Origin of the sequence: Nocardia sp. NPDC051981 (genome assembly GCF_040680715.1) — a bacterium.
In the GTDB taxonomy this organism is placed as follows: domain Bacteria; phylum Actinomycetota; class Actinomycetes; order Mycobacteriales; family Mycobacteriaceae; genus Nocardia.
Map to the genome: position 1 here is coordinate 34,468 of NZ_JBFAXK010000040.1, position 23,540 is coordinate 58,007.

At 67.2% G+C, this 23,540-nt stretch carries 21 protein-coding genes and 1 riboswitch; of the genes, 15 read left to right on the plus strand and 6 right to left on the minus strand.

Annotation, left to right across the window (positions count from 1 at the left end; translation table 11 throughout):
• Positions 1-81 precede the first annotated feature (81 nt).
• Positions 82-1,548, plus strand: a complete 1,467-nt coding sequence (locus AB0L60_RS39535) for a peptide MFS transporter (protein WP_364625099.1) — start codon at positions 82-84, stop codon at positions 1,546-1,548.
• 9 nt (positions 1,549-1,557) lie between these two features.
• Here AB0L60_RS39535 and AB0L60_RS39540 read toward each other — a convergent pair whose 3' ends face one another.
• Positions 1,558-1,869 (minus strand): hypothetical protein, encoded by a 312-nt coding sequence (locus tag AB0L60_RS39540; RefSeq protein ID WP_364625100.1) that lies wholly within the window; start codon positions 1,867-1,869, stop codon positions 1,558-1,560.
• 189 nt (positions 1,870-2,058) lie between these two features.
• Here AB0L60_RS39540 and AB0L60_RS39545 point away from each other — a divergent pair, with 189 nt between their 5' ends.
• Entirely contained in the window at positions 2,059-2,925 is an 867-nt protein-coding gene (locus AB0L60_RS39545; RefSeq protein ID WP_364625102.1) for an alpha/beta hydrolase, read from the plus strand.
• Between the two features lie 17 nt (positions 2,926-2,942).
• Here AB0L60_RS39545 and AB0L60_RS39550 read toward each other — a convergent pair whose 3' ends face one another.
• Positions 2,943-5,687, minus strand: coding sequence for an AAA family ATPase (locus tag AB0L60_RS39550; RefSeq protein ID WP_364625104.1), 2,745 nt, complete (start codon positions 5,685-5,687; stop codon positions 2,943-2,945).
• Positions 5,688-6,031: 344 nt separating this feature from the next.
• Here AB0L60_RS39550 and AB0L60_RS39555 point away from each other — a divergent pair, with 344 nt between their 5' ends.
• From AB0L60_RS39555 to AB0L60_RS39565, 3 genes are all read left to right on the plus strand, one after another.
• Positions 6,032-7,504: an MDR family MFS transporter gene (locus tag AB0L60_RS39555; RefSeq protein WP_364625106.1), complete on the plus strand. Its 1,473-nt coding sequence runs from the start codon at positions 6,032-6,034 to the stop codon at positions 7,502-7,504.
• A gap of 149 nt (positions 7,505-7,653) precedes the next feature.
• Positions 7,654-8,070, plus strand: a complete 417-nt coding sequence (locus AB0L60_RS39560; protein ID WP_364625108.1) for a nuclear transport factor 2 family protein — start codon at positions 7,654-7,656, stop codon at positions 8,068-8,070.
• Positions 8,071-8,179: 109 nt separating this feature from the next.
• Positions 8,180-9,046 (plus strand): NAD-dependent epimerase/dehydratase family protein, encoded by an 867-nt coding sequence (locus AB0L60_RS39565; RefSeq protein ID WP_364625110.1) that lies wholly within the window; start codon positions 8,180-8,182, stop codon positions 9,044-9,046.
• 105 nt (positions 9,047-9,151) lie between these two features.
• Here AB0L60_RS39565 and AB0L60_RS39570 read toward each other — a convergent pair whose 3' ends face one another.
• Complete coding sequence (locus tag AB0L60_RS39570) at positions 9,152-9,520, minus strand: nuclear transport factor 2 family protein (protein ID WP_364625112.1); 369 nt, start codon at positions 9,518-9,520, stop codon at positions 9,152-9,154.
• Between the two features lie 238 nt (positions 9,521-9,758).
• Positions 9,759-9,830: riboswitch (cobalamin riboswitch) on the plus strand.
• A 59-nt stretch (positions 9,831-9,889) separates the two neighbouring features.
• Between AB0L60_RS39570 and AB0L60_RS39575 the strand changes: the two genes are divergently transcribed.
• Positions 9,890-11,011 (plus strand): HoxN/HupN/NixA family nickel/cobalt transporter, encoded by a 1,122-nt coding sequence (locus tag AB0L60_RS39575; RefSeq protein ID WP_364625114.1) that lies wholly within the window; start codon positions 9,890-9,892, stop codon positions 11,009-11,011.
• Between the two features lie 468 nt (positions 11,012-11,479).
• Here AB0L60_RS39575 and AB0L60_RS39580 read toward each other — a convergent pair whose 3' ends face one another.
• Positions 11,480-12,136 (minus strand): YcnI family protein, encoded by a 657-nt coding sequence (locus AB0L60_RS39580; RefSeq protein WP_364625116.1) that lies wholly within the window; start codon positions 12,134-12,136, stop codon positions 11,480-11,482.
• A gap of 416 nt (positions 12,137-12,552) precedes the next feature.
• Here AB0L60_RS39580 and AB0L60_RS39585 point away from each other — a divergent pair, with 416 nt between their 5' ends.
• A complete protein-coding gene (locus AB0L60_RS39585; RefSeq protein ID WP_364625118.1) occupies positions 12,553-12,768 on the plus strand; it encodes a hypothetical protein in 216 nt (71 codons plus the stop codon).
• A gap of 259 nt (positions 12,769-13,027) precedes the next feature.
• Here AB0L60_RS39585 and AB0L60_RS39590 read toward each other — a convergent pair whose 3' ends face one another.
• Positions 13,028-13,441: a hypothetical protein gene (locus AB0L60_RS39590; RefSeq protein ID WP_364625120.1), complete on the minus strand. Its 414-nt coding sequence runs from the start codon at positions 13,439-13,441 to the stop codon at positions 13,028-13,030.
• Positions 13,442-13,838: 397 nt separating this feature from the next.
• Positions 13,839-14,906, minus strand: a complete 1,068-nt coding sequence (locus tag AB0L60_RS39595; protein ID WP_364625122.1) for an AraC family transcriptional regulator — start codon at positions 14,904-14,906, stop codon at positions 13,839-13,841.
• Between the two features lie 390 nt (positions 14,907-15,296).
• Here AB0L60_RS39595 and AB0L60_RS39600 point away from each other — a divergent pair, with 390 nt between their 5' ends.
• The 8 genes from AB0L60_RS39600 to AB0L60_RS39635 all read left to right on the plus strand — a co-directional run bounded on the left by AB0L60_RS39600 (position 15,297) and on the right by AB0L60_RS39635 (position 23,019).
• A complete protein-coding gene (locus AB0L60_RS39600) occupies positions 15,297-15,806 on the plus strand; it encodes a hypothetical protein (RefSeq protein WP_364625124.1) in 510 nt (169 codons plus the stop codon).
• A 775-nt stretch (positions 15,807-16,581) separates the two neighbouring features.
• Positions 16,582-17,493, plus strand: a complete 912-nt coding sequence (locus tag AB0L60_RS39605) for an NAD-dependent epimerase/dehydratase family protein (RefSeq protein ID WP_364625126.1) — start codon at positions 16,582-16,584, stop codon at positions 17,491-17,493.
• Between the two features lie 135 nt (positions 17,494-17,628).
• Positions 17,629-18,042, plus strand: coding sequence for a secondary thiamine-phosphate synthase enzyme YjbQ (locus tag AB0L60_RS39610; RefSeq protein WP_364625140.1), 414 nt, complete (start codon positions 17,629-17,631; stop codon positions 18,040-18,042).
• A gap of 343 nt (positions 18,043-18,385) precedes the next feature.
• A complete protein-coding gene (locus AB0L60_RS39615; RefSeq protein ID WP_354834050.1) occupies positions 18,386-19,216 on the plus strand; it encodes an SDR family NAD(P)-dependent oxidoreductase in 831 nt (276 codons plus the stop codon).
• A 165-nt stretch (positions 19,217-19,381) separates the two neighbouring features.
• Positions 19,382-20,569: an FAD-dependent oxidoreductase gene (locus AB0L60_RS39620; RefSeq protein ID WP_364625128.1), complete on the plus strand. Its 1,188-nt coding sequence runs from the start codon at positions 19,382-19,384 to the stop codon at positions 20,567-20,569.
• Positions 20,566-21,474, plus strand: coding sequence for an RNA polymerase sigma factor SigJ (gene sigJ / locus AB0L60_RS39625; RefSeq protein WP_364625130.1), 909 nt, complete (start codon positions 20,566-20,568; stop codon positions 21,472-21,474). Before AB0L60_RS39620 ends, sigJ begins: the two co-directional genes overlap by 4 nt.
• A 44-nt stretch (positions 21,475-21,518) precedes the next feature.
• Entirely contained in the window at positions 21,519-22,058 is a 540-nt protein-coding gene (locus AB0L60_RS39630) for a YceI family protein (protein WP_364625132.1), read from the plus strand.
• Between the two features lie 73 nt (positions 22,059-22,131).
• Positions 22,132-23,019, plus strand: coding sequence for an alpha/beta hydrolase (locus AB0L60_RS39635; RefSeq protein ID WP_364625134.1), 888 nt, complete (start codon positions 22,132-22,134; stop codon positions 23,017-23,019).
• Positions 23,020-23,540 lie beyond the last annotated feature (521 nt).

Here is a 23,540-nt window from a genome sequence, read left to right on the forward strand (position 1 = left end):
CTGAACATTCCCTTGGCAATTGTGACGCAGGTTAACATCTGAGGTTGCTGTCGGATTGCCTTTTATGGGAGGGTCGCCGGTATGTCAGGAGTAGCTCACGACGCGAAACCGGCCACTGAACGGACCCTGTTCGGCCACCCCATCGGTATCGCGAATCTGTTCGGCGTCGAATTGTGGGAACGGTTCTCGTTCTACGGAATGCTCACGATTCTCGGCTACTACCTGTACTACACGGCCACCGACGGCGGCCTCGATATGGCCAAGTCCACCGCCACCGGCATCGTCGGCGCCTACGGCGGTCTGGTCTATCTGTCGACCGTGCTCGGCGCGTGGATCGCGGACCGGCTGCTCGGCTCGGAGCGCACCGTCTTCTACGGCGGCGTCGTCGTCATGGCCGGGCACATCGCGCTGGCCATCCTGCCCGGCCTGACCGGTGTCGGCGTCGGTCTGGTGCTGGTCGCGCTGGGATCGGGTGGCTTGAAAGCGAATGCCTCCTCGTTGCTGGGCACCCTCTACGAGAAGGACGATCCGCGCGCGGACGGCGGCTTCACGCTGTTCTATCTGGGTATCAACCTGGGCGCCTTCGCTGGTCCGCTGATCACCGGCCTGCTGCAGGATCACGTCGGCTTCCACTACGGCTTCGGCGCGGCCGCCATCGGTATGGCGATCGGCCTCACCCAGTACGTCATCTTCCGCAAGAACCTGGGCGAGCACGGCCGCGATGTGCCGAACCCGTTGCCGCGCACCGCGATCCCCAAGGTTGTAACGGCCTTCGCCGCGATCCTCGTGGTGGTCGCCTTCGCCTGGACCGCCAAGCTGGTGACCCTGTCCAACCTGCCCGACGCCACCACCTTCGTGATCGTCGTGGCCTCGATCGCCTACTTCGCCATCATGCTCACCAGCGAAAAGGTGACCCCGATCGAGCGCACCCGGGTGCGCGCCTACATGCCGCTGTTCGTCGCGAACGCGGTGTTCTGGTCGCTGTTCCAGCAGATCTTCACCGTGCTGGCGGTGTACTCCGACGAGCGCATCAACTGGTCCATCTTCGGCTGGACCGCCCCGTCGAACTGGATCGGTTCCATGGAGCCGGTGTGGATCATCGCGCTGTCGCCGCTGTTCGCGATCATGTGGACCCGACTGGGCATGCGCTCCCCGAGCACCCCGCGCAAGTTCTCGCTGGGCGTGATCGGGATGGGCGCGGCCTTCCTGCTGTTCACCCTGTTCGCGGGCAGCCACGGCAAGTCGGTGTCGTTCGTGATCGTGTTCTTCATCCTGGGCGCATTCGCGGTCTCGGAGCTCATGCTCTCACCGATCGGTCTGTCGGTCACGACGAAGCTGGCCCCCAACGCTTTTCGCGCTCAGATGATGGCCCTGTACTTCTTCTCGGTCGGCATCGGCACCTCGATGTCGGGCGTGCTGTCCAAGTTCTACGACCCGTCCCACGAACTGGTGTACTTCGGCATCACCGGCCTGGTGGCCATGGCCGTCGGCGCGATCGTCTGGGCCGTCGCGCCCTGGATCAGCCGCCACATGGAGGGCGTGCACTAACTCCCGTCGTCACATGCCCGGCATGGCCAGGAATTCATAGATGTCGATGGTGCCACCCCATTCGGTGTGCGGATGGCCCTTCAGCACCTCCTGAAGGGCTTCGCTGGAGTCGGCCTGCAGGATGGAGAAGCCGCCGATCCCGCCGTCGGCATTCAGGGATCCGGGTCCCAGCGGCGACCCGAGATCGACGATCGCCGACCCCGCCCGCCCGGCCCAGTCCATCCAGGCCTTCATGCCCGCCGCCTGGGCTTCGGGGGTGGTCTGGGCCATCCGCTCGCGAGCGGACTGATCCGACTTGTAGATCACCAGGAATTTGGTCATCGGTGACTCCTGACTGTATCCCGGTCGAATCCGGCTGACCGGGCCTTTTCCGACTGGTTTGCCAATCGTATGCCGATGCTCCGGCCGATGGTGGGACTGGGCGTTCGAACGCACCCGTCGACGGGTGCCGGGAGACCGGTTGCGAGTACTTAAGTACGACAGATTCCCGGTCACGCGGATCTTCATAACGTGGTGTCCATCAAGTTCGACCCAGCGATCCGAGCCAAAGGGATTCCCATGTTCTTCACCACCCCCACCGACGGCACCACGCTCGCCTACGAGGACTACGGCACCGGACCGGCCATCGTGTTCGTCGCCGGAGCCATGCTCGCTTCCGATATGTGGGAGTACCAGATCCCCTTCTTCGCCGACCTCGGCTACCGCTGCATCTCGCTGGACCGCCGTGGCCACGGTCGCTCCGACCGGCCGCGTGGCGGCTACGACCTCTACACCACCGTCGACGACCTGGCGGCGTTGCTCGACCACCTGGACCTGACCGAGGCCACCCTGGTCGGGCATTCCACCGGCGGCGTGGAGATCGCCCGCTACCTGGCCCGGCACGGCGAATCCCGGGTGGCGCGAGTGGCTTTCGTCAGCTCGATGCTGCCGTTCCTGAAGCTCACCGACGACAACCCGGGCGGTGCTCCGGTGGCGGTGCTCGAGGACACGCTGCACCGCATCCGCACCGACCGGCCCAAGTGGCTGGCCCGGCAGTCGCAGCTGTACTTCGCCGAGCAGTTCGGCACCGAGGTGTCGCCCGAGCAGTCGGACCTCACCTACCGGCAGTGCCTGTCGACCGCGCCGTGGGCGACGCTGAAGATCCAGGAGGCGGTCTTCCACGCCGACAGCCGGGAAGCGGTGCGCGGCATCACCGTTCCGGCGCTGATCGTGCACGGCGACGCCGACTTCTCGGCGCCGATCGACATGACCGGCCGCCGCACCGCCGAGCTGCTGCCCGGTGCGACCTACCGCGAGTACCAGGCCGCCGGGCACGGGCTCTATGTCACCCACGCCGAGCAGCTCAACAAGGACCTGCTCGAGTTCATCAAGGCATGACCCGGCAGGCACGATGATCAATGAAGTTGTGCGGCAATATCCTTCAGCTCGCCCCGCGAGGTGACGCCGAGCTTCGGGTACGCCTTGTAGAGGTGGTAGCCGACGGTGCGGTGGCTCAGGAACAGCTGGGCGGCGATGTCGCGGTTGGACAGGCCCTGCGCGGCGAGGCGGACGATCTGCAATTCCTGCGGGGTCAGGCCGGTCGCGGTACTGCGCGACGGACCCGGATCGGAATCCGGTGCGCCGGCCGCGGTGAGCTCGTGGCGGGCGCGCCTGGCCCACGGGTCCAGTTCCAGCCGTTCGAAGACCTCGAGGGCCTCGTGTAATCGGGTGCGCGCCTCGGCCTTGCGGCGGGCGCGGCGCAGCCATTCGCCGTAAAGCAGAGCGGTACGGGCGAATTCGATGGGACGGGCCTCGCGGTCGTGCAGCTCGAGCGCCTTCGCGTACAGGTCTTCGGCATTCTCGTCGTCCAGCAGCGCGCGGCAGCGCAGCACCAGGGCATCGGCCCAGCCCTGTCCCACCGACTCCGCCCAGCCGGCGAAGTTCGTGAGAGGCGCCGCGGCGCGCTCCGGGGCCCCGATGCGCACGGCGGCCTCGACCAGATCCGGCACCGCCCGGGTGGCGCAAATATGATGATCGAACGGCGATTTCGTCAAACGCTCGAAGCGCGACAGCGCCGATTCCGCTCGCCCGGCCCCGAGGTCGAGCAGTCCCAGCGACCAGTGCGCCCACGGTGCGCCCGGCGCGATCGCTCCCGGCGTATCCCCGGCGAGGCCGAGCTCGGCCTGCGCCCGGCACTCGTCCTCGTCGCCGCGCAGTGCGTCCAGATGCGCCAGCACACTGCTGAGCTGGCGCACCCACTGCTGCTGTCCGGTGTCGCGGGCGAGGTCGCGGGCCTCGACCGTCGCGGTGCGGGCATCGCGCAGGCGGCCGGTGAAGATATCGGCCTCGCCGGCGAAGAAGAGGACGGTCGGCAGTCGCCCGGCGGCACCGGCGGCGCGATGCTTGCCTTCCAGGGACATGGCCAGATCGAAGGCGGGCCCGTCCTGGCCGCGCGCGAGCGCGAAGCCGCAGAGGATCGACAGCACCTGGTCGGAAACCTCTCCCCGGGAACGGATTTCGCCGAGAATGTCCGTCAGTGCCAAGGGTTGGCCCGGGCCACGTTCGAACAGCCGGCCGATGAACCGCACTACCGGGACCACCGGCAGCGCATCCGGCAACCGCAGATCCGCAAGGTGTTCGAGGACCTCCCGCAAATCGGCCTCGCCCAGATACCACCCGGTGTGCATGGCTTGCACCAGCATGTCCGCCGCCTGTGCGGGTTCGGTGGCCGCGATGCTCGTCGCCGCGTCGATCAGCAGCCGGTGCGCATCCGGAAACCTGCCCTGCCAGAAGAGGGCCAGCGCCCGCACCTGGGAAAGACTGGCGCGCAACGATTCCGAGCTCACCTCGCGAGCCGTGCGCCGGGCCAGCTCGGCCGCCCGCTCCAGATCACCCGACTCCAGCGCCGCCTGGGCGGCCAGCGCCTGACGTCGCGTCCGATCCTCCGGCCGATCGCTGAGCCGGGCCGCTCGATCGTAGGCGGCGGCCGCCGCCTTGTGCCCGCCGCGTTCGCGCGCGCGAACAGCGCTGCGCTCCAAGGCATCCGCCACCTCCGCATCGGTACCGAGGGCCGCCGCCGCGCGATGCCAGGCCCGCCGATCCGCCTGCTCCGGCGCGTCCAGCGCGTCGGCCAGGGCGCGGTGCACCGCCAATCGCTGTCCCAGCGGGGCACGTTGGTACACCGCCGCGCGAATCAGCGGATGGCGGAACGTGATCGACAGGTCGGCGCCGGTCCCGCGCTGCAACAGTCCGGCAGCCTCGGCGGGCGCGAGATCATCGATGCCCGCTCCCAGGCTCGCCGCCGCACGCAGCACGACGGCGGGCTCAGTGGATTCATCGGTGGCCAGCACGGTCAGCAGGGTCTGGGTCGGCTCCGGCAGCCGACTGATCCGGCCGTGGAAGGCCAGCCGCAGCCGATCGGTCAGGGGCAGCGCGCCCGCGGCGAGATCCGGCGTCGATTCGGCGGCCATCGCCAGCGGCAGCTCGCGCAGGGCCAGTGGATTGCCGCGCGCCTCGGCCAGCAGCCGGTAGCGCACGGCCGGGGTGAGCGCATGCTCATCCAGCAGGGTCGCCGCCGCCTCGTGGGACAGGCCGGTCAATCGCTGCTCCGGCAGCCCGGCGGCCTCGAACGATCCCTCGCCCTCGCGGACGCCGAACAGCATGGCCACACCCTCGGCCTGCAGCCGCCGGGCCGCGAACAGCAGCGCGTCCTGCGAGGCCCGGTCCAGCCACTGCGCGTCGTCGACCACGACCAGCAGCCCGGCGCCGTCGGCATAATCCGTGAGCAGCGACAACACCGCCAGACCGGTGAGCATGGGCTCACGCCCGCCGGGACCGAGGCCGAGTGCGCCCGCCAGCGCCGCCCGCTGCGGTTCGGGCAGGCCGGGCAGCCGGTCCAGGGCGGGGCGCAGCAGCAATTGCAGTCCGGCGAAGGGCAATTCGGCCTCGACCTCGACGCCGGTGCCCCGCAGCACCCGCACGGCGTCCGCCCGCGCGGCGGCGTATCCGAGCAGCGCCGTCTTGCCGATCCCGGGTTCACCGCGCAGCACCAGCGCCGCGCTGCGCCCGTCGCGCGCACCCTCGATCAGGGTGTCGAGCGCCTGCTGTTCGCGCTCGCGTCCACGCAGCTGCGGAATGTGTTCGGCCACGGTCGTTCTCACACCCTCCCGCCCCGCACCGCACCATCGCGGCGGGGCATCCCCCTCCATCATGGCGGGTTCCGGACCTGGGGACCGATCCGAGCTCCCGTCCCGCCAAACGTGACCTGCCTCACTCGGCAATTTTGCCGAGTTCGATAAGTGCTGGTAACAGCACACTTTCAGCATGCTATGGGGCCGCGGTTCACCCGATAATCGGATGAATTCTGTCGGACCCCGCCGGAATACTGACCGGAGACCGATGAGTTGAGCGATCTGTCCCCGTCTGCATGGATATGGCCCCCCGGACGGCACTGTCGCCGATTCCGCGTCACCCCTCGAATACGAACACCCCCGGAGGTTTTCCGATGCCCGATCTATCCGCTAGCTCGACCAAGCAGCGGACGCCAACGGTCATCCGGTTGCTGGTGCTCGCGACCTTCACGGTGATCTTGAACGAGACCATCATGATCAATGCGATTCCGCGGCTCATGACGGATCTTCACGTGACCGAGCGGTCCGCGCAGTGGGTGTCCACGGCGTTCATGCTCACCATGGCGGCGGTCATTCCGGTGACCGGCTGGTTCCTGCAGCGCGTCAGTACCCGGCGCGCGTACTCCCTCGCGATGGGTGTCTTCCTCCTCGGCACCGCGGTGGCCGCGATCGCGCCGTCGTTCGCGGTGCTGCTGATCGGCCGGGTCGTCCAGGCCGGCGGCACCGCGGTCATGATGCCGCTGCTCATGACCACCCTGATGACTGTCGTCCCCGAGCACGACCGCGGCCGCGTGATGGGCAATGTCACCCTCGCCATCTCGGTCGCCCCGGCCATGGGCCCGGTCATCTCCGGCCTGGTGCTCCAGATCGGTTCGTGGCGCTGGCTGTTCGCGCTGGTGCTGCCCATCGCCGCGGGGGTGACCTGGTTCGGGCTGCGCAAACTGGAGAACGTCGGTGAGCCGCAAGCGGGTTCGATCGACTGGTTCAGCGTGGCGTTCGCGGCCCTCGGCTTCGGCGGGCTGGTGTACGGCCTGAGCAAGTTCGGCGCGGGCAGCGCGCTCACTCCGGCGCTGATCGTCGCCGGCGGTGTGGCCCTGGTCGCCATCTTCGTGTTCCGTCAGGTGTACCTGCAGCGCACCGGCAGCCCGCTGATGGATCTGCGAATCCTGTTGTCCGGCACGTATGCCAAGGCGCTGGTCCTGATGGCCGTGGCCTTCCTGGCCATGATGGGCTCGATGATCCTGCTGCCGCTGTACCTGCAGAACCTGCGCGGCCTGAGCCCGCTGCAGACCGGTCTGCTGGTCATGCCCGGCGGTCTGGCCATGGGTCTGCTCGGTCCGACCGTGGGTCGGCTGTTCGACCGGTTCGGCGGTCGCGTCCTGGTGATTCCGGGCGCGATCGGCATCACCGCCGCCCTCGTCGGCTTCACGCAGCTCTCGCTGACCACGCCGTATCCGGCGCTGGTGGCGCTGCACGTCCTGCTGATGGTGTCGCTGGCCGCCGCCTTCACGCCGGTGTTCACGCTGGGTCTGGGCGCGCTGCCGATGCACCTGTACTCGCACGGCAGCTCGATGCTGGGCACGCTGCAGCAGGTGGCCGCCGCCTTCGGCACCGCGCTGGTGGTGACGGTCATGACGTCGCGGGCGACTCATCTGACCGATGGCGGCGCCAACCCGCTCGACGCCCACCTGTCCGGCATGCGGCTGGCGTTCGCGGTCTCCGCGGCGCTGGCGCTGGTCGTCATCGTGATGGCGGTGCTGCTGCCCAACCGCGCCGAATCGCCGGAGCCGGTCGAGGATTCGCCCGAGGCCCTGGACGCGTCCGGCGTCGCACTGGTCAAGGACTGACTCTCCGAGCGTGAAAGCGCCCGTGGCCCGACGCCACGGGCGCTTTCCCGTGTCGGTGGTCCGGCACCCTGCATCGATAAGCGTTCTTTATCGCTGAGTGTGTGAGCTGCCTCTTGGTCGAGCTGGGGACTTCCAGTGAACTGAATGGCATGAGCAGCACAGACGAGACCCGGACGGTGATCGAGAACTACATTCGCGCGCTGCAGGGCGGCGAGGCGGTCGAGCGGCACGGCGAGTTCTTCGCGCCCGATGCCACCTGGACGCTGGCCGGGGACCTGCCGACCTCGGGCACCTGGGTCGGACCGGATCAGATCTTCCACGGCTTCCTGCCCGCCATGCTGGCGCGCTTCGACACCACCAAACCCATGAGCCAGGAGGTGCGTGGCGTGATCGCCGATCGGGACCGCGCCGTGGCAGAGTGGACCACCCGCGCGACCACCGTGGCGGGCGCGCAGTATGTCAACGATGTCGTCATCGCCTTCCGCGTCGCCGACGGTCGAATCGTGGAAGCCCGTGAATATTTCGACACCGCGTACGCGAATCGCGTGCTGTTCGCCGGTAATTGATGTGCTGTTCGCTGGTAATCGAGAACGTACCCACTGACAGCGGAATACCAGTGCGGCCGACGAGGCTGTCGTGAAGACGGCCGGGTGGCCGAGATGGAGGAGAAGATTCATGCGAGTACTGATCATCGGGGCCGGCGGCTACCTGGGTTCCGCGGTCGCCGAACGCTTTACCGGACTGGGCCACGAGGTGGTGGCGCTGGTACGGCCGGGTAAGGACGGCGAGGCCGGATTCGAGACGCGCACCGGCGATCTCGCCGATCCGGCATCCCTTACCGCCGCCGTCACTCCCGATATCGACGCCGTGGTCAACCTCGCCACCCCCAGTGGAGACGCGGACGTGGACGCCGCCGCCATCGCCGCCCTCACCGACCCGCTGCGCGGCACCGGCAAGCCCTTCGTCTACACCAGCGGCGTCTGGGTCCTCGGCGCGACCGATGGCGCCGACGAATCCGCGGCCACCAACGCCATTCCCATCGTCGGCTACCGCCCGGTCATCGAACGCCAGGTCCTCGCCCTCGCCGATGCGGGCGTCCGCGCCGCGGTCATCCGCCCCGGCATCGTGCACGGCCGCAATGGCGGAATCCCCGCTCTCCTGGTCGATCTCGCCCGCAAGCACAATGCTCCGGTCGTCGTCGCCGACTCCACTGTCGTATGGCCCACGGTTCATGTGGACGACCTGGCCGAGCTCTTCGTGAAGGTCGTCGAATCGGCTCCGGCGGGCACCATCTGGCACGCGATCACCGAGCCCGCCGTCTCGGTGCTCGACCTCGCCACCGCTGCGGCCCAGGCCGCCGGTGTCTCCGGCGATCCGGTGATCTGGCCTCTCGCCGAAGCCGAAGCCGCCCTCGGCGTTCCCTTCGCCGAAGCCTTGGCCCTCAGCCAATCCGTCACCGGTCACGCGGCCCGCGCCGATCTCGGCTGGAACCCCCAGGGCCCCAGCGCAACAGCCGACCTGAGCGCCGGTTCCTACCGCTGATCAACGTCGGCCGGATGGCCGCCCCGCATCGAGCGGCCACCCGGCTTCGCTGGAGTTCCGGCAATCGCCGACCGTCGCGCCTCCGAACTGCTTGCGGCGCAGCGATCAAGCCCCGGCGGGAACCTTGTCGAGGAAGCCGTAGACGCGTTCGATGCGCCCGTCCTCGGCGAGGGCGGCGACATCGAAACCGACGACCAGGGGCTCCGCGCCCGGAGTGCCGAGGTGCCAGGTGAAGCGGGCGATGTGGTGGTTCGCGTCGACCGGAGCACCGAGGCTGAACTCCAGTCCGGCGAACTGGGCCTGGACGGCGGCGATGGTGGCATCCAACCCGGCGTGCCCGCGGACCGAGCACAGCGGGTCGGTGTATTCGGCGTCGTCGGTGAACAACTCGGCGACCAGGGCCGCCCGGGCCGAGGCGTCGGTGGTGTTCCAGGCGGTGAGGTAGCGCTGGACGAGTTCGTTGATGTCGCTCATGTCGGTTCTCCTTGCTGGTGTGAACTTGATGAGCACAACGTTATGAAGAATGCCGGACTTGGGAATCTGTCGTACTTAAGTACTCATGACCGGTCTCCCCGCATCACGGTCCCCGCTCGTCCGGAGACGGTCCATCACGAATCCGATGTCATTCGGGCGCGGGATCGTCCGGGCCTGCTGCCCGGCGGGGTCGTTGGCGCTGCTCTGTATAGTCGGGCGAACATTTTGTGACGATGGTGGGAACCCGGTGGGAATCCGGGACGGTCGCGCCACTGTGTCCGGGCCGCTGCGGTGGTACGGGAGTCAGACCTCACATCGCCACAGCCCTACGTGCGGGGACGCGGGTTCCCCGAGAAGGTCTCTGCGCGCATGTCTGTCGATCCCGGTTCGAATTCCGCTGTCCCCGTGCGCCGCCGGTTGCGGCATGTCCTGCACGACTGGTCGAGGCGGGACTGGATCGAGGCGGGGGTGCTGCTCGGGGTGGTCGCGGCGATCCACGTGGTGGCGTTCGGGCTGCTGTTCGGGGCGGTGGCGCCGCACAGCTATCAGCTCGGGTCGCAGGTGTTCGGGGTCGGATTGGGTTTCACCGCGTACGCATTCGGCCTCCGGCACGCGTTCGACGCGGACCACATCGCGGCGATCGACAATACGACCCGGAAGCTGATGGCCGATGGGCAGCGGCCCAAGTCGGTGGGGTTCTGGTTCGCCATGGGGCACGCGACGATCGTGTTCGTGCTGGCCGCGCTGGTGGTGGCCGGGGCCCGGGTGGTCGGCGAGCTGGTCGACGACGACTCGCCGACCCGCAAGACCCTGGGCGTCGTCTCGACGGTGGCGTCCGGATCGTTCCTCTATCTGATCGGGCTGCTCAATGTGGTTGCGCTGATCGGGATCTGGCGGGTGTTCCAGCGCAGCCGGCACGGCGAGTTCGATGCCGAGGAGCTGGAGGCCGCCCTGCAGGCCCGTGGTGCGCTGGCCCGGCTGCTGGGCCCGATCATGCGGGCGGTGCGCCGGCCGGCCCAGGTGTATCCGGTGGGCGTGCTGTTCGGGCTGGGCTTCGACACCGCCACCGAGGTCGCCCTGCTGGCCCTCGCCGGTTCCGGGGCCGCGGCCGGGCTGCCCTGGTACGCGATCGTGGTGCTGCCGCTGCTGTTCGCCGCGGGCATGAGCCTGATGGACACCCTCGACGGTTTGTTCATGAATGTGGCCTACGACTGGGCCTTCTCCGAACCGATCCGCAAGATCTACTACAACCTGACCATCACCGCGCTGTCGATCGCGGTGGCGCTGGTCGTCGGCTCCATCGAACTGATCACCGTCCTCCACGACGACGCGGACTTCGTCAACCCGATCACCGACTGGATCGCTGGAATCAACCTGAACAATGTCGGATTCGGCATTGTCGGACTGTTCGTGCTGGCCTGGATCATCGCCGTCGCCTACTGGCGCTGGGCCAAGGTCGAGCAGCGCTGGACCTCGGCCCCGTCGGAATGAATCCTGCCTGCCGGCCGGTATGAGCGCGCCGCGGTGCTGAACCCGGGTGGGGCATGCGTCGTCGTATCGACGTGTGCCCGATCTCGCCACCGCATTCATGGGATGACATGAGGTCGAGAAGCCCTCTGGCACAGGCGTTCGCGTGGTGATGCGACGATGGATCGTGCCATGACCGACCCACTCGTGACCCCGGTGTCGCGTGCCGTGCGGGCGGCGATTTTCGCCGTGATCGCCGTCGCGGTGTCGGCCGCTGGGCATGGTCGCGTGGTGGGGCACGGGTGTCGTTCTCGGTGCTGGTGCACCTAATCCCTTCCGCGCCGGCGTCTGCGCGCGGCCTCGTCCGGGCGAATCCGGTCTCGAACAGCTCCGCGGTCTCGGCGGATGATCAGCTGACCGAGACGCGCGGCCGACTGGTATGTGCCCAGGTAGGGCGTACCGGTCGGCCGCGGTGCGGGGTCGGGTAATGCGTCAGGACTTGCGGCGGGCGAATCCGAGGCCGAGGACGCCGAGCAGGCCCAGTGCACCCAGCACGATGCCGATGCTGCCGAGCCAGCGGGCCGTCGTGTCCTTCTCCGACGGGGACTGCGGCATCGCGGTCTTGATATCTCCGTGACCGGCCGTCCCGGACTGCTTCGGAGCCAATTGCAGTACCGGAGCCGGATTCTCGGGCTCGGAGCCACCCGACGAGGTCTGGTCCCACTTCACGACCTGCCCATCCGCATAGGTCTGGGTGGCGGGCATGGTGATCGAATCGGTATCGGGCAGGCCGTCGGCCAGCACGGCGAAGGACCCGAACTGTCCCGGGCCGATGCCGCCGCCTGCGTCCGCGGTCCAGGTGACGCCGGTGACCTTGTGATCGGCGTCGCGCGCGACCTCGGCACGCCAGCCCGGCATCGCCTGGGTGTTCACCTCCGTCAGCGCCGGGAATTGCACGGTCAGTGCGGTGGTCGGACTGCCGGTGGCCGACTCGTTCGGCACCCGGAACGTCAATACGGCCGAACCGCCGCGAGCGGCATCGGGCCCGGAGACGCTGACGTGGGCACCCGCGGGTGCGGCCGCGATCACGACCGCCGCGGCCGCGGCGACGCCGGTGAACCCGGCTCGATATATCAATGAATTCTTCATCGAAACGGTCACTCCTTCGTCTGAACGGGATCGGAGACAACCTTGTGCTCTCCGTAGACTATGTCACTGATTTCAGAGCGGATATCTATAACCCGCCGCCCGGTATCGAACCAGTTGGGCTGGCCGCCGAATCTCTTCCGTTCAGAAGGGAATTGGCCTTGTGGTCGAGTTGATTTCAAGGCGCGGAAGGGATTTCGAGAATTCCGGGGGAGGGAGCGGTTATAGTCTTCGCGAATCCATTCCGCTCTGGCTTGTCTGTGAAGGTTGTCGACGATGGTTGTGCGCGCGTGTGCCGGCGCTCCGTCGCGTGACCGAATACGTGGCAGCCTGGCCGGAATTCTGTGTGGCCTATTGGCCTAGCGGCCCATGGCTTCGAGGGCGCCCTGCCGCATTCGGCGGCACTGACACTGCTTCTGATGGTCAGCGGTGCCGACGGCGCCGCAGTCGGATCTCCCGCCGGGCGCGGGCGGGTCCGGCTCGTCGCGGCGCTCGGAGCAGGGCAGTTCCTCGCGCACAATGCGCTGATGATGGCGACCGTCGCGGATCATTCCCACGCCACCGTCGAAGGGTCCGGCGTCGCCGGATGGACAATGCTGGCCGCGAACGCTGTGGCCGGACGGCACCGAACCTGAACGCCCGGTCCCCACACTGGATCTCGCGCCGAAGGGCTCCGACCACAAGCCGACCACCCCGGCGACCGCCGACCACGACACCACCGCCCGCTGGCTCGGCGGCATCGGAATCGCCCTGGCCGCAGGAGCACTCGGCGGCACCGCCTTCGCAACCCGCCGCCGCGCCTGAGAACCCGCCCACCTGGCACCGGTCGTGCCCGCCTCCACCACCGAACACGGGCACGACCTCAGACAACGATGAAGTCCCGCCCGAGGTTCGTCAGCCGAGGTGGTCGAAGCGGCGCTTCGTTGTGGTGACAGGGGAATTCAGGGTCAGGTCGAGGACGGTGACCGTCACGTCGGTGATGGATCCGGATTGGAATTTGGGCGACTCGCCGAACAGTTGAACGGGATTTATCGTGACGATCGTCTGCTGGGGCTGGCCGATGCAGTTGACCGGGGCGAGGGAGCTGCCGTTGACTCCCGAGCCGAGGTAGGGCGTGGCTCGGACCGTCACCGACAGTTCCGCGCCGAAACCGGAGGTGCACTGGTAGGTAACGCCGATCACGGCATTGCCATTGGTTTCTCGGGCGGTATCTACGGTGAGCGTGGGGGTCGCGTCCGCGGTGCCGGTGGCCAGCGCGGTGGTGACGGCGAGCGCGCCGAGTGCGGCGACGAGGGAGCGTGCGTGCACAGTGTTTCCTTGCTGTCCGGACGGCTACCACACGAAGCACCGACGACGCGGCAACCAGCCGTTCCGCCGGCCCGCATGCCGATTTCAATACCGTTGGCCTGCACTATTTTTCGGATTCCAGCGGTGCCTCGGGAGTGAGGATAGCGGATAGCAAACCAACCGTGAGGAACTTTTGGGACATTCACCGGAAATAACTGGTCGTCCGACCGAGACCGCGGCCCCGCCGGCCAGACCCGCCGGCGACACCCGACTTCAGGAATCGACGATCACATCGCCCGTGTCCGGCGGAGTCACCTTGGATCAGAGGGTATTCCGGTCACTGACCGGCCCGGGCGGTATTCGGTGGTGGACAGAGCGGTCGCCCCCGCCAACTCCGGCAATCAAGATCAGGGGGCTCTCAGTGAGGGAAACCGGACATACTTCCAGGGCGGGAACTCCCTGAGCTCGATGGTCTGCCGGGAGGTTCAGGCCCGCGCGATGGTCCCGGCAACCCGCTAGCCCGGGGGACTCTGTGTTCGGCGCGCCATTGGTTGGGGGTCAGGCCGTAGCGTTGGCGGAAGCGGCGGGTGAAGTGGGTGGGGTCGCGGAATCCGCTGGCGTGGGCGATGGCGGCAATGGAGCGTTGATGTGCGGCGGGGGCGGAGAGCAGGCGGCGGGCGTGGTCCAGGCGGGCGGCGATGAGGCGTTGTTCGAGGCTGATCCCGGCTTCGGCGCACAAGCGGTAAAGGCGCCGCACCGAAATGTGGTGCGCGGCTGCGATGGTCGGCATGTGCAAGTCGGGGTCGGTGGCGCGGCGGCGGGTGAAGTCCAGGATCTGACGCATCAGCAGGTGGGCGGGGACTGCGGTGCCGTCGCAGGGGCCGTGCTCGGCGGCCGAGATCAATACTGCGCGAATCAGTTCGATGCACGCATGGCCGAGTTGCTCCGCGGCGGGATCGCCGGTGAGGCCATCGGCGCGGTCGATCATGGACGCCAGTTGCGTGGTGAGGAGTGAGTGCAGGGGACTGGTGTGCAGGTGTCCGGTCGCGGCGGCGATGCTGTCGCCGGGTAGGTCGAGGTCGTCGGCGTCGAGGCACATCCCGATCGGGGAATCCTGCCCGGACCAATCGAATCGGAGTGGCCGCGAGTAGTCGAACACCTCGCACGCCCCCGGCCGCGCCACGTATCGGCGGTGCTCGTGTTCGCGGCGACCGGTGCGCGACGGCAGCAGTGACACCGTGAGCATCGAAGTCGGGGAGGCTCGCACGTGCGCGGCGCTGCGGGTGGTCGACATGCCCGGCATATTCGCCCGCAGCAGGGTCACGGGCCCGACCTGCCACGTCTCCAGCCGCGCTGACACCGCATCCTGCCCGGGCGTGAGTTCGAGTTTCCGATCCGCCCGAAGTGTTGTTTGCTCCAGCGTCGCCACAAGGGCGGGGAGGCGATCTCGCGGCGGCAGGCTAGCCGTGTCGAACACCACGCTCATCAGTCAGCTCCCACCCCGCTCCGTGCGCGATTCCGCGCCCCACCACCATCGAGGTGCGCGCCGTCGGGCACCCGTGAGCCGGAAGCTTAAACACGTGGGTGGCTAATCGCCGGCACCTCCTGAATCCCGGATATTCCTCCCATCACGCCGATAACCGGCAGGCAAACGGGGCATCGTCGGCTCACGGTGCCGTCCCACCGGCTCTCGCTGCCAATTCCGGACGCTCCGCCTGCTCGGCGCATATCGGGCGCTCCGAAGCGGGTCCGGTCTCGAATACGTGGGGTGGCGTGCTCGTGTCTTCCGACCGGGCACGCCGCCTTCTGTGAATTCGCCCTGTGCACAGCATGATTCGACCTTCCGCCCTTCCTTCCGTGAAAGGACCCCAGCGTCATGTCCGCCCGCGCAGTCCTCGTGATCGTGGCCCACGTCCTGTTCGCCGCCGCGGCCGCACCCGCCGGCGCCGCACCGCTCCGGTCGGGCGGGTACCGGATCTTCCTCGAGGCCCGGCCCGCCTACACACTGCGGCCCGTCGTCACCGCGGCCGACATCGCCGATGTGCGAACGAGTGCGGACGAGAACGCGGACACCAACCGGTGGGAGCCGGTCCTGATCGGGTACCGGCCCGCCGGGCCGGTGTTCCAGCTCCTCAACTCCTCGACCAGGCTGTGCCTGCAACCCGTTCGGCTCGACTCGCTGACCTACTCTGTCGGCCAGAACGTGTGCGGCGTCGCCGACACCGGCCTGTGGTACGTGACCGAGACCAACGGCAACCGACGCGTCAGCCTCGCCTCCGACCCCAGCCGAACCCTGTACGGCGACACCACCTCCACCACACCCGTCGCACTGCTCGGGACCATCGGCGACGAGCCACGCGCCCGCTGGATCTTCCGCCACCTATGACCCGGCCGCCCGTCGGCGGGATGTATCCCGACCGGCGCAACGGTGCGGTGGCGGCCGGGGCGTGCCGCGCGACCCCACCGACGCCCGGCGCGAACCATGGCACCACAGCCGAAACCCATACTGCGATGGGAATTCCCGGCGTCGACGGGCACGAGTATCCAGGCTAGAGCTGCCCACCCGGCGCACGGGCGAACCCGGGAACGCCGGTCGGCGGCTGTCCACGCCGGACCATCGGCTCTGACTGCCACGCCCGCCGCACCGGACGGTGGCCGCTGGTATCGGAATGGCAGGGGCCCGCCGGTGGGCGGCACGGTGAGCCGGAGTCACTGCCACAGAACAGCTTTCATCGTCGCCGAATACCAGGTCGACAATGACCGCGCGCCATGATCGGAGATTACGTTCACTGATAGTCCCGCTACGGCCGGCCGCTGGGTCCCCTGCAGGTGGGTGGTTCGGTGGCGACCGGCCGCAGCGGGTGGGCCGGGGAAGGCGGCTCATTGCGTTCCCGCAGCCCGCTACGAGGCTGCCAATGTCGGTAGCCGTTGCCAACAGCTGTACCTGCACCACGATCGGCCCACACTGTCACCGGCGGTTCCTGCTGTTCTGAACGCAACGGGCATCCTGGACCGGGTGACCTGCGTCGAAGTCCGGGGCGGCATCGTTGGTGGGCGGGTCGTCGATCCGATCGGTGATCCGCGGGAATAACAGTCCGCCCGGTCATGCTGTGGCCGTGCGACATCGCGGCCTGTTGCTTTCGTGATGACATGATGGCGGTGTGCGCGTACTTGTCACCGGAGCGAACGGTTACCTCGGTCGTGCTGTCGTCGAAGCCCTTCACGCTGCCGGGCACGAGCCCGTCGCGATGGTTCGCGCTCATGGGTGGGTGATTCCGGGCGCAGTCGATGTCCGGGTGGCTGATTTGCTCGACGACAAGGCGGTTCGCCTTGCGGTAGACGGCGTAGACGCGATCTGTCACCTCGCCGGGTTGACGCGAGCCCGCGAATCGGTCGGCGAACCATTGCGCTATTTCCGCGTGAATACCAGCGGAACGCTGTCGGTGCTCGAAGCCATGGTCGACGCGGAAGTCCGCGGGATCGTTTTTGCTTCGACGGGGGCGATCTATGGCACGCCGGATGTGCAGCCGATGACCGAGGACCTCGGTGATGCGCCGCCTCATCCATACGCCAGCAGCAAGCTTGCGGCTGAGCTGGCCATCGAGGCCGTCGCTGGTGGCGGGGAACTGGCGGCAGTAATTGTTCGACTGTCGAATATCGCGGGCGGTGCGTACGGGGATTCGAGTCGGCTGATACCGCGTGCGTTGACTGCTGCATCCGAGCGTTCGGCGTTGATCGTCAACGGTGATGGCACTGCCGTTCGTGACTACCTGCACGTCACGGATGCGGCCCGGGCATTCGTGGCATGTATCGAGCACCTCCCGCCTGTTGGCACCGCTACGCGCTACAACATCGGCAGTGGACGGGGTACGAGTCTGCTCGACGTGGTTGCCGCGGTGGAACGGGTAACCGGCCGACCTGTTGCGCTCGAGCATCGTCCGGCGGCGGCGGAACCTGCGATGTTGATCAACGACCCAACCAAGGCGATGACCGAAATCGGCTGGCAGCCAACGCATTCTGATATCGATGACATCGTTCGCGATGAATCGCGGGCGCTCATAGAAGAATCCTGAGAATCCGCTGGTGAGTGGAAAAAGCCCGGCTGTGACGACGACGTGCAGTCGATTCGGGTGGAGAGGGCTATGTCTTCGCCCGGAGTCGGGGACGCCGATCTCCTGAGACGGCACAGCTGGAGGACGATGATGCCCATGGAGAGCAGACTGATCGAGGTGGAGACGGGCCGTCGCGAGGTTGTCCACGACCTCACATCGCAGTGTGCAGGTTTTCTGCGTGAGACGGCGACGGAATCCGACGGGTTACTTCACGTATTCGTGCCGCACGCGACCGCGGGCATCGCACTGATCGAACTCGGCGCAGGCAGCGACGACGACTTGCTCGACGCTCTGCGGGACCTGCTGCCCGCCGACGATCGCTGGCGGCATGCACACGGCTCGCGCGGACACGGACGCTCGCATGTCATGCCCGCGCTGATCGCGCCCTATGCCAGTATTCCGGTGTTGCGCGGCGAAATGGCGCTGGGGACTTGGCAATCGGTCGCGATGGTGGATCTCAATGTCGACAACCCGGTGCGGCACGTGCGGTTGTCCTTTCTGGCCGGCTGAGCCGAAGCACCACTCGGCGTAGCCGGCAGCCCAAACACTGGCTCTTCTTCGTCAACAGCCTGTTCACCAGCGCCGCTTTCGGATTCGTCCTGTACCTCATCATCGCCGACCGCCGCCGCCGAGTGTCGGCGGCCGCAACGCGGGCCTAGGCGGGAGATCGACTATCGCCGCTGGCAGGTGCGGATTCGGTGAAATGTAGGCGCCGCGGTGTCCCGGGTCACATCGCTGTTCTGTTACAGGAACGGGGCCGTCGGTGTCTTGTGTTCGTTCGGTGCGCAGCACGGAACATCAGCGGTGCGAACGCCCGCACCGCTGTGATCGCTCCTGCAGAAGAACGGAAATCATCATGAGCAAGGTCTGGTTTGTCACCGGCTCCTCCCGTGGCCTGGGCCGCAACTTCGTCGAGGCCGCCCTGTCCCGCGGTGACAAGGTCGCCGCGACCGCCCGGAACGCCGAACACCTTGCCGGACTGGCCGCCACCTACGGCGACGCGGTGCTTCCGCTACAGCTGGACGTGACCGATAGGTCGGCGGTGTTCGCGACTGTAGAGCGCGCCGGAGAACACTTCGGTCGTCTGGACGTCATCGTGAACAATGCGGGTTACGGCGTCCTGGGTGCTGTGGAGGAGCTGAGCGAGCAACAGTTGCGAGATCAGTTGGAGACCAACCTGTTCGGTGCGGTCTGGGTTGTTCAGGCGGTGCTGCCGCAGCTGCGCGAGCAGGGTGGCGGGCACATTGTTCAGATCTCCTCGGTCGGCGGCGTGGCCGCGTGGCCGCTCGGTGGCGCCTACCATGCGTCGAAATGGGCGCTGGAAGGTCTGAGCGAGTCTCTCGCGCAGGAGGTTGCGGGCTTCGGCATCAAGGTGACCGTGGTCGAACCGAGCTCGTACGCGACCGAGGGGGCCGCCGGCGCCGTCCACGCCGAGATCGACCCACAGTATGCCGATCTCCGAGCGGCTTTCGCCGCCTACGCGCAGACGCTCGACCAGGGGGACCCGGCCGCTGCGGGGCGGGCGCTGCTCGAGATCGTCGACAGCGACAACCCACCGCTGCGGGTGTTCTTCGGGGCGCAGGGCAACGAGATCGTTCCGCAGGTCTACGCCGACCGGCTCGCGACCTGGGCCGACTGGCACAAGATCGCGATCGAGGCGCAAGGTCACACCCCCGCAGCCTGATTCGTCGACCTGACCGCGGAAAGGCGACGCCCCCACCCGAATCGAGAGCGCTTCTCCGAGTCGGGAGGGGTTTCGCCATTCGTGATCGTGAATCACGGCCCTACCTGGCCCGGTGACCTGCGTCACCTGTTGTTATGTCGAGGTGGCGGGCGGTGTCCCGAGGACATGAGTGAGCACAACAGCAGCTGTACGAAGGTCGTGGTGATCGGTGGCGGCTACGCCGGAACCGTGGCGGCCAACCGCCTGCGGCAGCGCGACGACATCGAGATCACCGTGGTCAACTCTCGTCCGCGGTTTGTCGAGCGCCTGCGGTTGCATCAGTTCGTGGCCGGAACCGGTGAGGTCGCGATCGACTACGACACGCTGCTCGGTGCGGGCGTGCGGTTGGTGGTCGACGACGCCATTCGAATCGATACGACCGCACGGACCGTGGAGCTGGCATCCGGCCGCGCGTTGGACTACGACTACGTCGTCTACGCGGTCGGCAGCACTGCGGCGGTGCCCGCCTCCGTACCCGGAGCAGTCGAATTCGCCTACCCCATAGCGGAATTGGAGCACGCGGAGCGGCTGCGCGCCGTCATCGCGGGGTTGTCGGCGGCGGCGATCACCGTCGTCGGTGCGGGGCTGACCGGGGTCGAGACGGCGGCCGAGCTCGCCGAACAGGGCCATCAGATCACGCTGGTCTGCGGCGATAGATTGGCCCCGACATTCTCCGAGCCAGGGCGGCGGATGGTGGCCAAATGGATGGCCAGGAATGGGGTCGAGGTGCTTGAGCGGACGCGGGTGGCCCAGGTCCTGCCGGATGGGGTCGTGTTGGCCGACGGCAGGGTGGTACCCGGTACGGCCACCATTTGGACCGCCGGATTCGGTGTTCCGGACCTGGCTACACGCAGCGGCCTGCACACCGACGCACTCGGTCGGCTCCTCACCGACGAGACACTGACCAGCGTCGACGACGACCGGATCGTTGCGGCCGGCGACGCCGCCGCGCCGTCCGGCGTGCCACTGCGCATGAGCTGCCAGGCCGCCGGGCCGCTCGGCGCTACGGCCGCGGACACCGTACTCGCCGGCATCAGCGGTGTTCGGCCGGCAGTGCTGGATCTGGCGTTCCTGGGTTCCAATGTCAGCCTCGGCCGCCGGGCCGGCATCGTGCAGTTCGCCCGCAAGGACGACACCGCTGTGAACGCATACCTCGGCGGCCGTATCGGCGCGCCGATCAAGGAGACGGCCACCAAATGGACGGTGTCGGGAATCCGATGGGAAGCACGCAAACCCGGCGTGTTGTTCTGGGCCAAGGGCGGCAGGCGGCTCGAACATCCGGTGAGCGGTGGCGAAGTGGTGGCGAACCCGTGAGTACCACCGACGAGCATGCCGAGCGATTCACCCTGTTGCGGCCGCTGCTGTTCACGATCGCCTACGAAATCCTCGGCTCGGTAACCGAATCCGATGATGTTCTGCAGGAGAGCTATCTACGGTGGGCGCGGGTGGACCTCGCGACGGTGCGGGACACCAAATCGTTTCTGGCGCAATTGGTGACCCGGCAGGCGCTGAACACACGGCGGGCCGGCATCCGGCGTCGCGAGGACTACATCGGCCCATGGCTGCCCGAGCCGTTGCTGGTGACCGAACAGGACGCCGCGACCGATGTCGTGCTGGCCGAATCGGTGTCGATGGGGATGCTGGTGTTGCTGGAAACGCTGAGCCCTGACGAACGTGCGGTGTTCGTCCTGCACGAGGTGTTCGGCTTCGACTACGACGACATCGCCGCGGCGGTGGGCAAATCCATCGCCGCGGTGCGGCAGATGTCCTACCGGGCCCGCCGGTATGTGCAGGCGCGGCGCAACCGGTTCGGGCCCGTCGACGCCGCGCGCACCGCCGAGCTCACCGAACTGTTCATGAGGGCGGCGACGACCGGTGACATGGAGGGCCTGCTGTCGATGCTCGCACCGGATGTCACCTGGACCACCGACAGCGGCGGCAAGGCCACCGCGGTGAGTCAGGTGATGACGGGTGCACCGCAGGTGGCCACGACTCTCATGGCTCTGTTCGGCTCGATGCTGCGCAGGCCGGATATCCGGATCGAGCCGGTGACCTGCAACAGCGAGCCGGCGGTGGCCATCTACACCGGCGACCGCCTCGAAGCGGTCCTCTTCCTCGCGTTGGCCGGCGACCGGATCGTCAACGGTTACGGTATCCGCAACCCGGACAAGCTCGCCGCCCTCTCGATCGCGCGCACGATCGCCCGCCGCCCGCTGTAGACGAGCCGTCGCAGCAAACCATTTGTCCTCAGGAGTGAAAGACCATGTCAACCAACAAATTCAGCGAGCTGACCGGTGACTACGTCCTCGATCCAGCCCACACCCGGATCGGCTTCATCGCCCGGCACGCGATGGCCACCAGGGTGCGTGGGAACTTCCGAACCTTCGACGGCAACGCGCACCTCGACTTCGACGCACCACCGAGGTCGAGCGGTCGGCTCACGATCCAGGCGAAAAGCATCGACACCGGCAATCGACAGCGCGACGATCTGCTGGGCAAGAAATTCCTCGGTGTCGACGACCACCCGACGATCACTTTCGTCCTGACCGAGGTGGAACGGTCCGGCGAGGCGAATCTCGAGGTCACCGGTGACTTGACCATGCGTGGCATCACCCGGCCGATCACCATGGGATTCGAGCTGATCGGCGCGGAGACCGACCCGCGCGGCGCCCTCCGGATCGATTTCACCGGCAGTGTCACGATCAACCGCAAGGACTGGGGAGTGCACTGGAAGGCAGCCGGAGGCATGGTCGGCCCGAAGGTGACGCTGCAGTTCGATGTTGCCGTAATCCGGAAGCCCTGAGCTGAAAGAGAATCGGGTGGACATCGACTCGAACTCGCACCGTCGACGCCGGTGGTTGCGCACGCTGTCAGCGATGATCGCACTGTTGCACCTCGGCGTGGCGACGCCATCGGCGGTATCGAGTGCGGACAGCCAGGCGGATTTGCCGGCTCTCGACGGCGGCCGGTTCGTCGAGACCGCGGTGGCCCGCTTTCATTTCCTGGAGGCGGGTCAGGGGCCGCCCATCGTTCTGCTGCCGGGTGGCACGCTGTGGTCCTACACCTATCGCGACATCATCGGCGTGCTGGCCACCGATCACACTGTCTATGCGGTCGACCTGCCCGGTTCGGGGTTCACCACGCTGCACGACGCGGATTTCGGATATGACGTTCGGGCCATGACAGAGGCTCTGCGGCTGTTCATGTCCGCGGTCGGCGTTACCCGTGCGTCCGTGCTGGCACATTCCCTGAGCGGTTCGGTCGCCGTGGATTTCGCCGCACGATATCCCTCGCAGGTGGATCAGCTGGTGCTCATCTCACCGCTTGTTCTGGATACCGATCTCAATGTGAACATGCAGCTGATGCGCACGCCCGTCCTGGGCGAACTGGCCACGCGTGTGATGACCGAGGACATCTACGTGGCGGGACTGCGCGATGCGTATGCGCGCCCCGAGGAACTGACCAGAGAACTGGCGGACACCTATTGGATCCCGCAGAGCCACGACGAGAACCGCACGGCGATGTGGAAGCAGCCACGCAATCTCGATCTGTCCCAGGTGCAATGGGAGGCAAGCACGATCAGAGCGCGCACCCTGATCCTCTGGGGAGAACAGGATCGCGTCATAAACCCATCGCAGGCACAGCAACTCGCACAGCTGATTCCCATGTCGACGTTGCGAATGCTCGCCGGCGCAGGCCACAACGCCCATGAGGACGACCCCGCCGCGGTCGCAACGGAACTGACCGGATTCCTCAGCAGTTGATGATCGATCCAGCCGGTTCGGGATGAAATCTGCTGCGGGCAGCGCAGATTGTCACTCCGATTCCGATTCGAATCGGAACGGGACGCCTGAAATGCGCTGCCCGACTTCGGCGTATGTCGAAGCAGCCTCGTGCCCCCGGACGGGCTCGAACCGTCACTTGGCGGATTTTAAGGTGGCACCCTCTCGATGTCTGGTGAGTTGCCGCTGACATGCGAATCATGCTCTGTGCCAGCTGATTCGCGTGTTTGCCACGTTGCTCAGCTTGGCCGTGTTCAGAGTGCTGCGGGTCAGCTGCGGGCCGGTGGGTGCCCCTGTATGCGTCCGCCCTGCGGGGTCAACCGCCAGATCGCACGTACCGCCGCCTGAAGCGGCAGTTCGACCGGGCCGGCATCCTCTACAGTCGACGCGTGAGCGACCTGCCCTCTGGCTTAATACTGCAACGACACCTGTGTGAGTAGGTGCTGGTAGATGTGTTGTGTGGTGTTGGATCGTGTTGTGGCCGAGTTGGATTCGTTGATGTC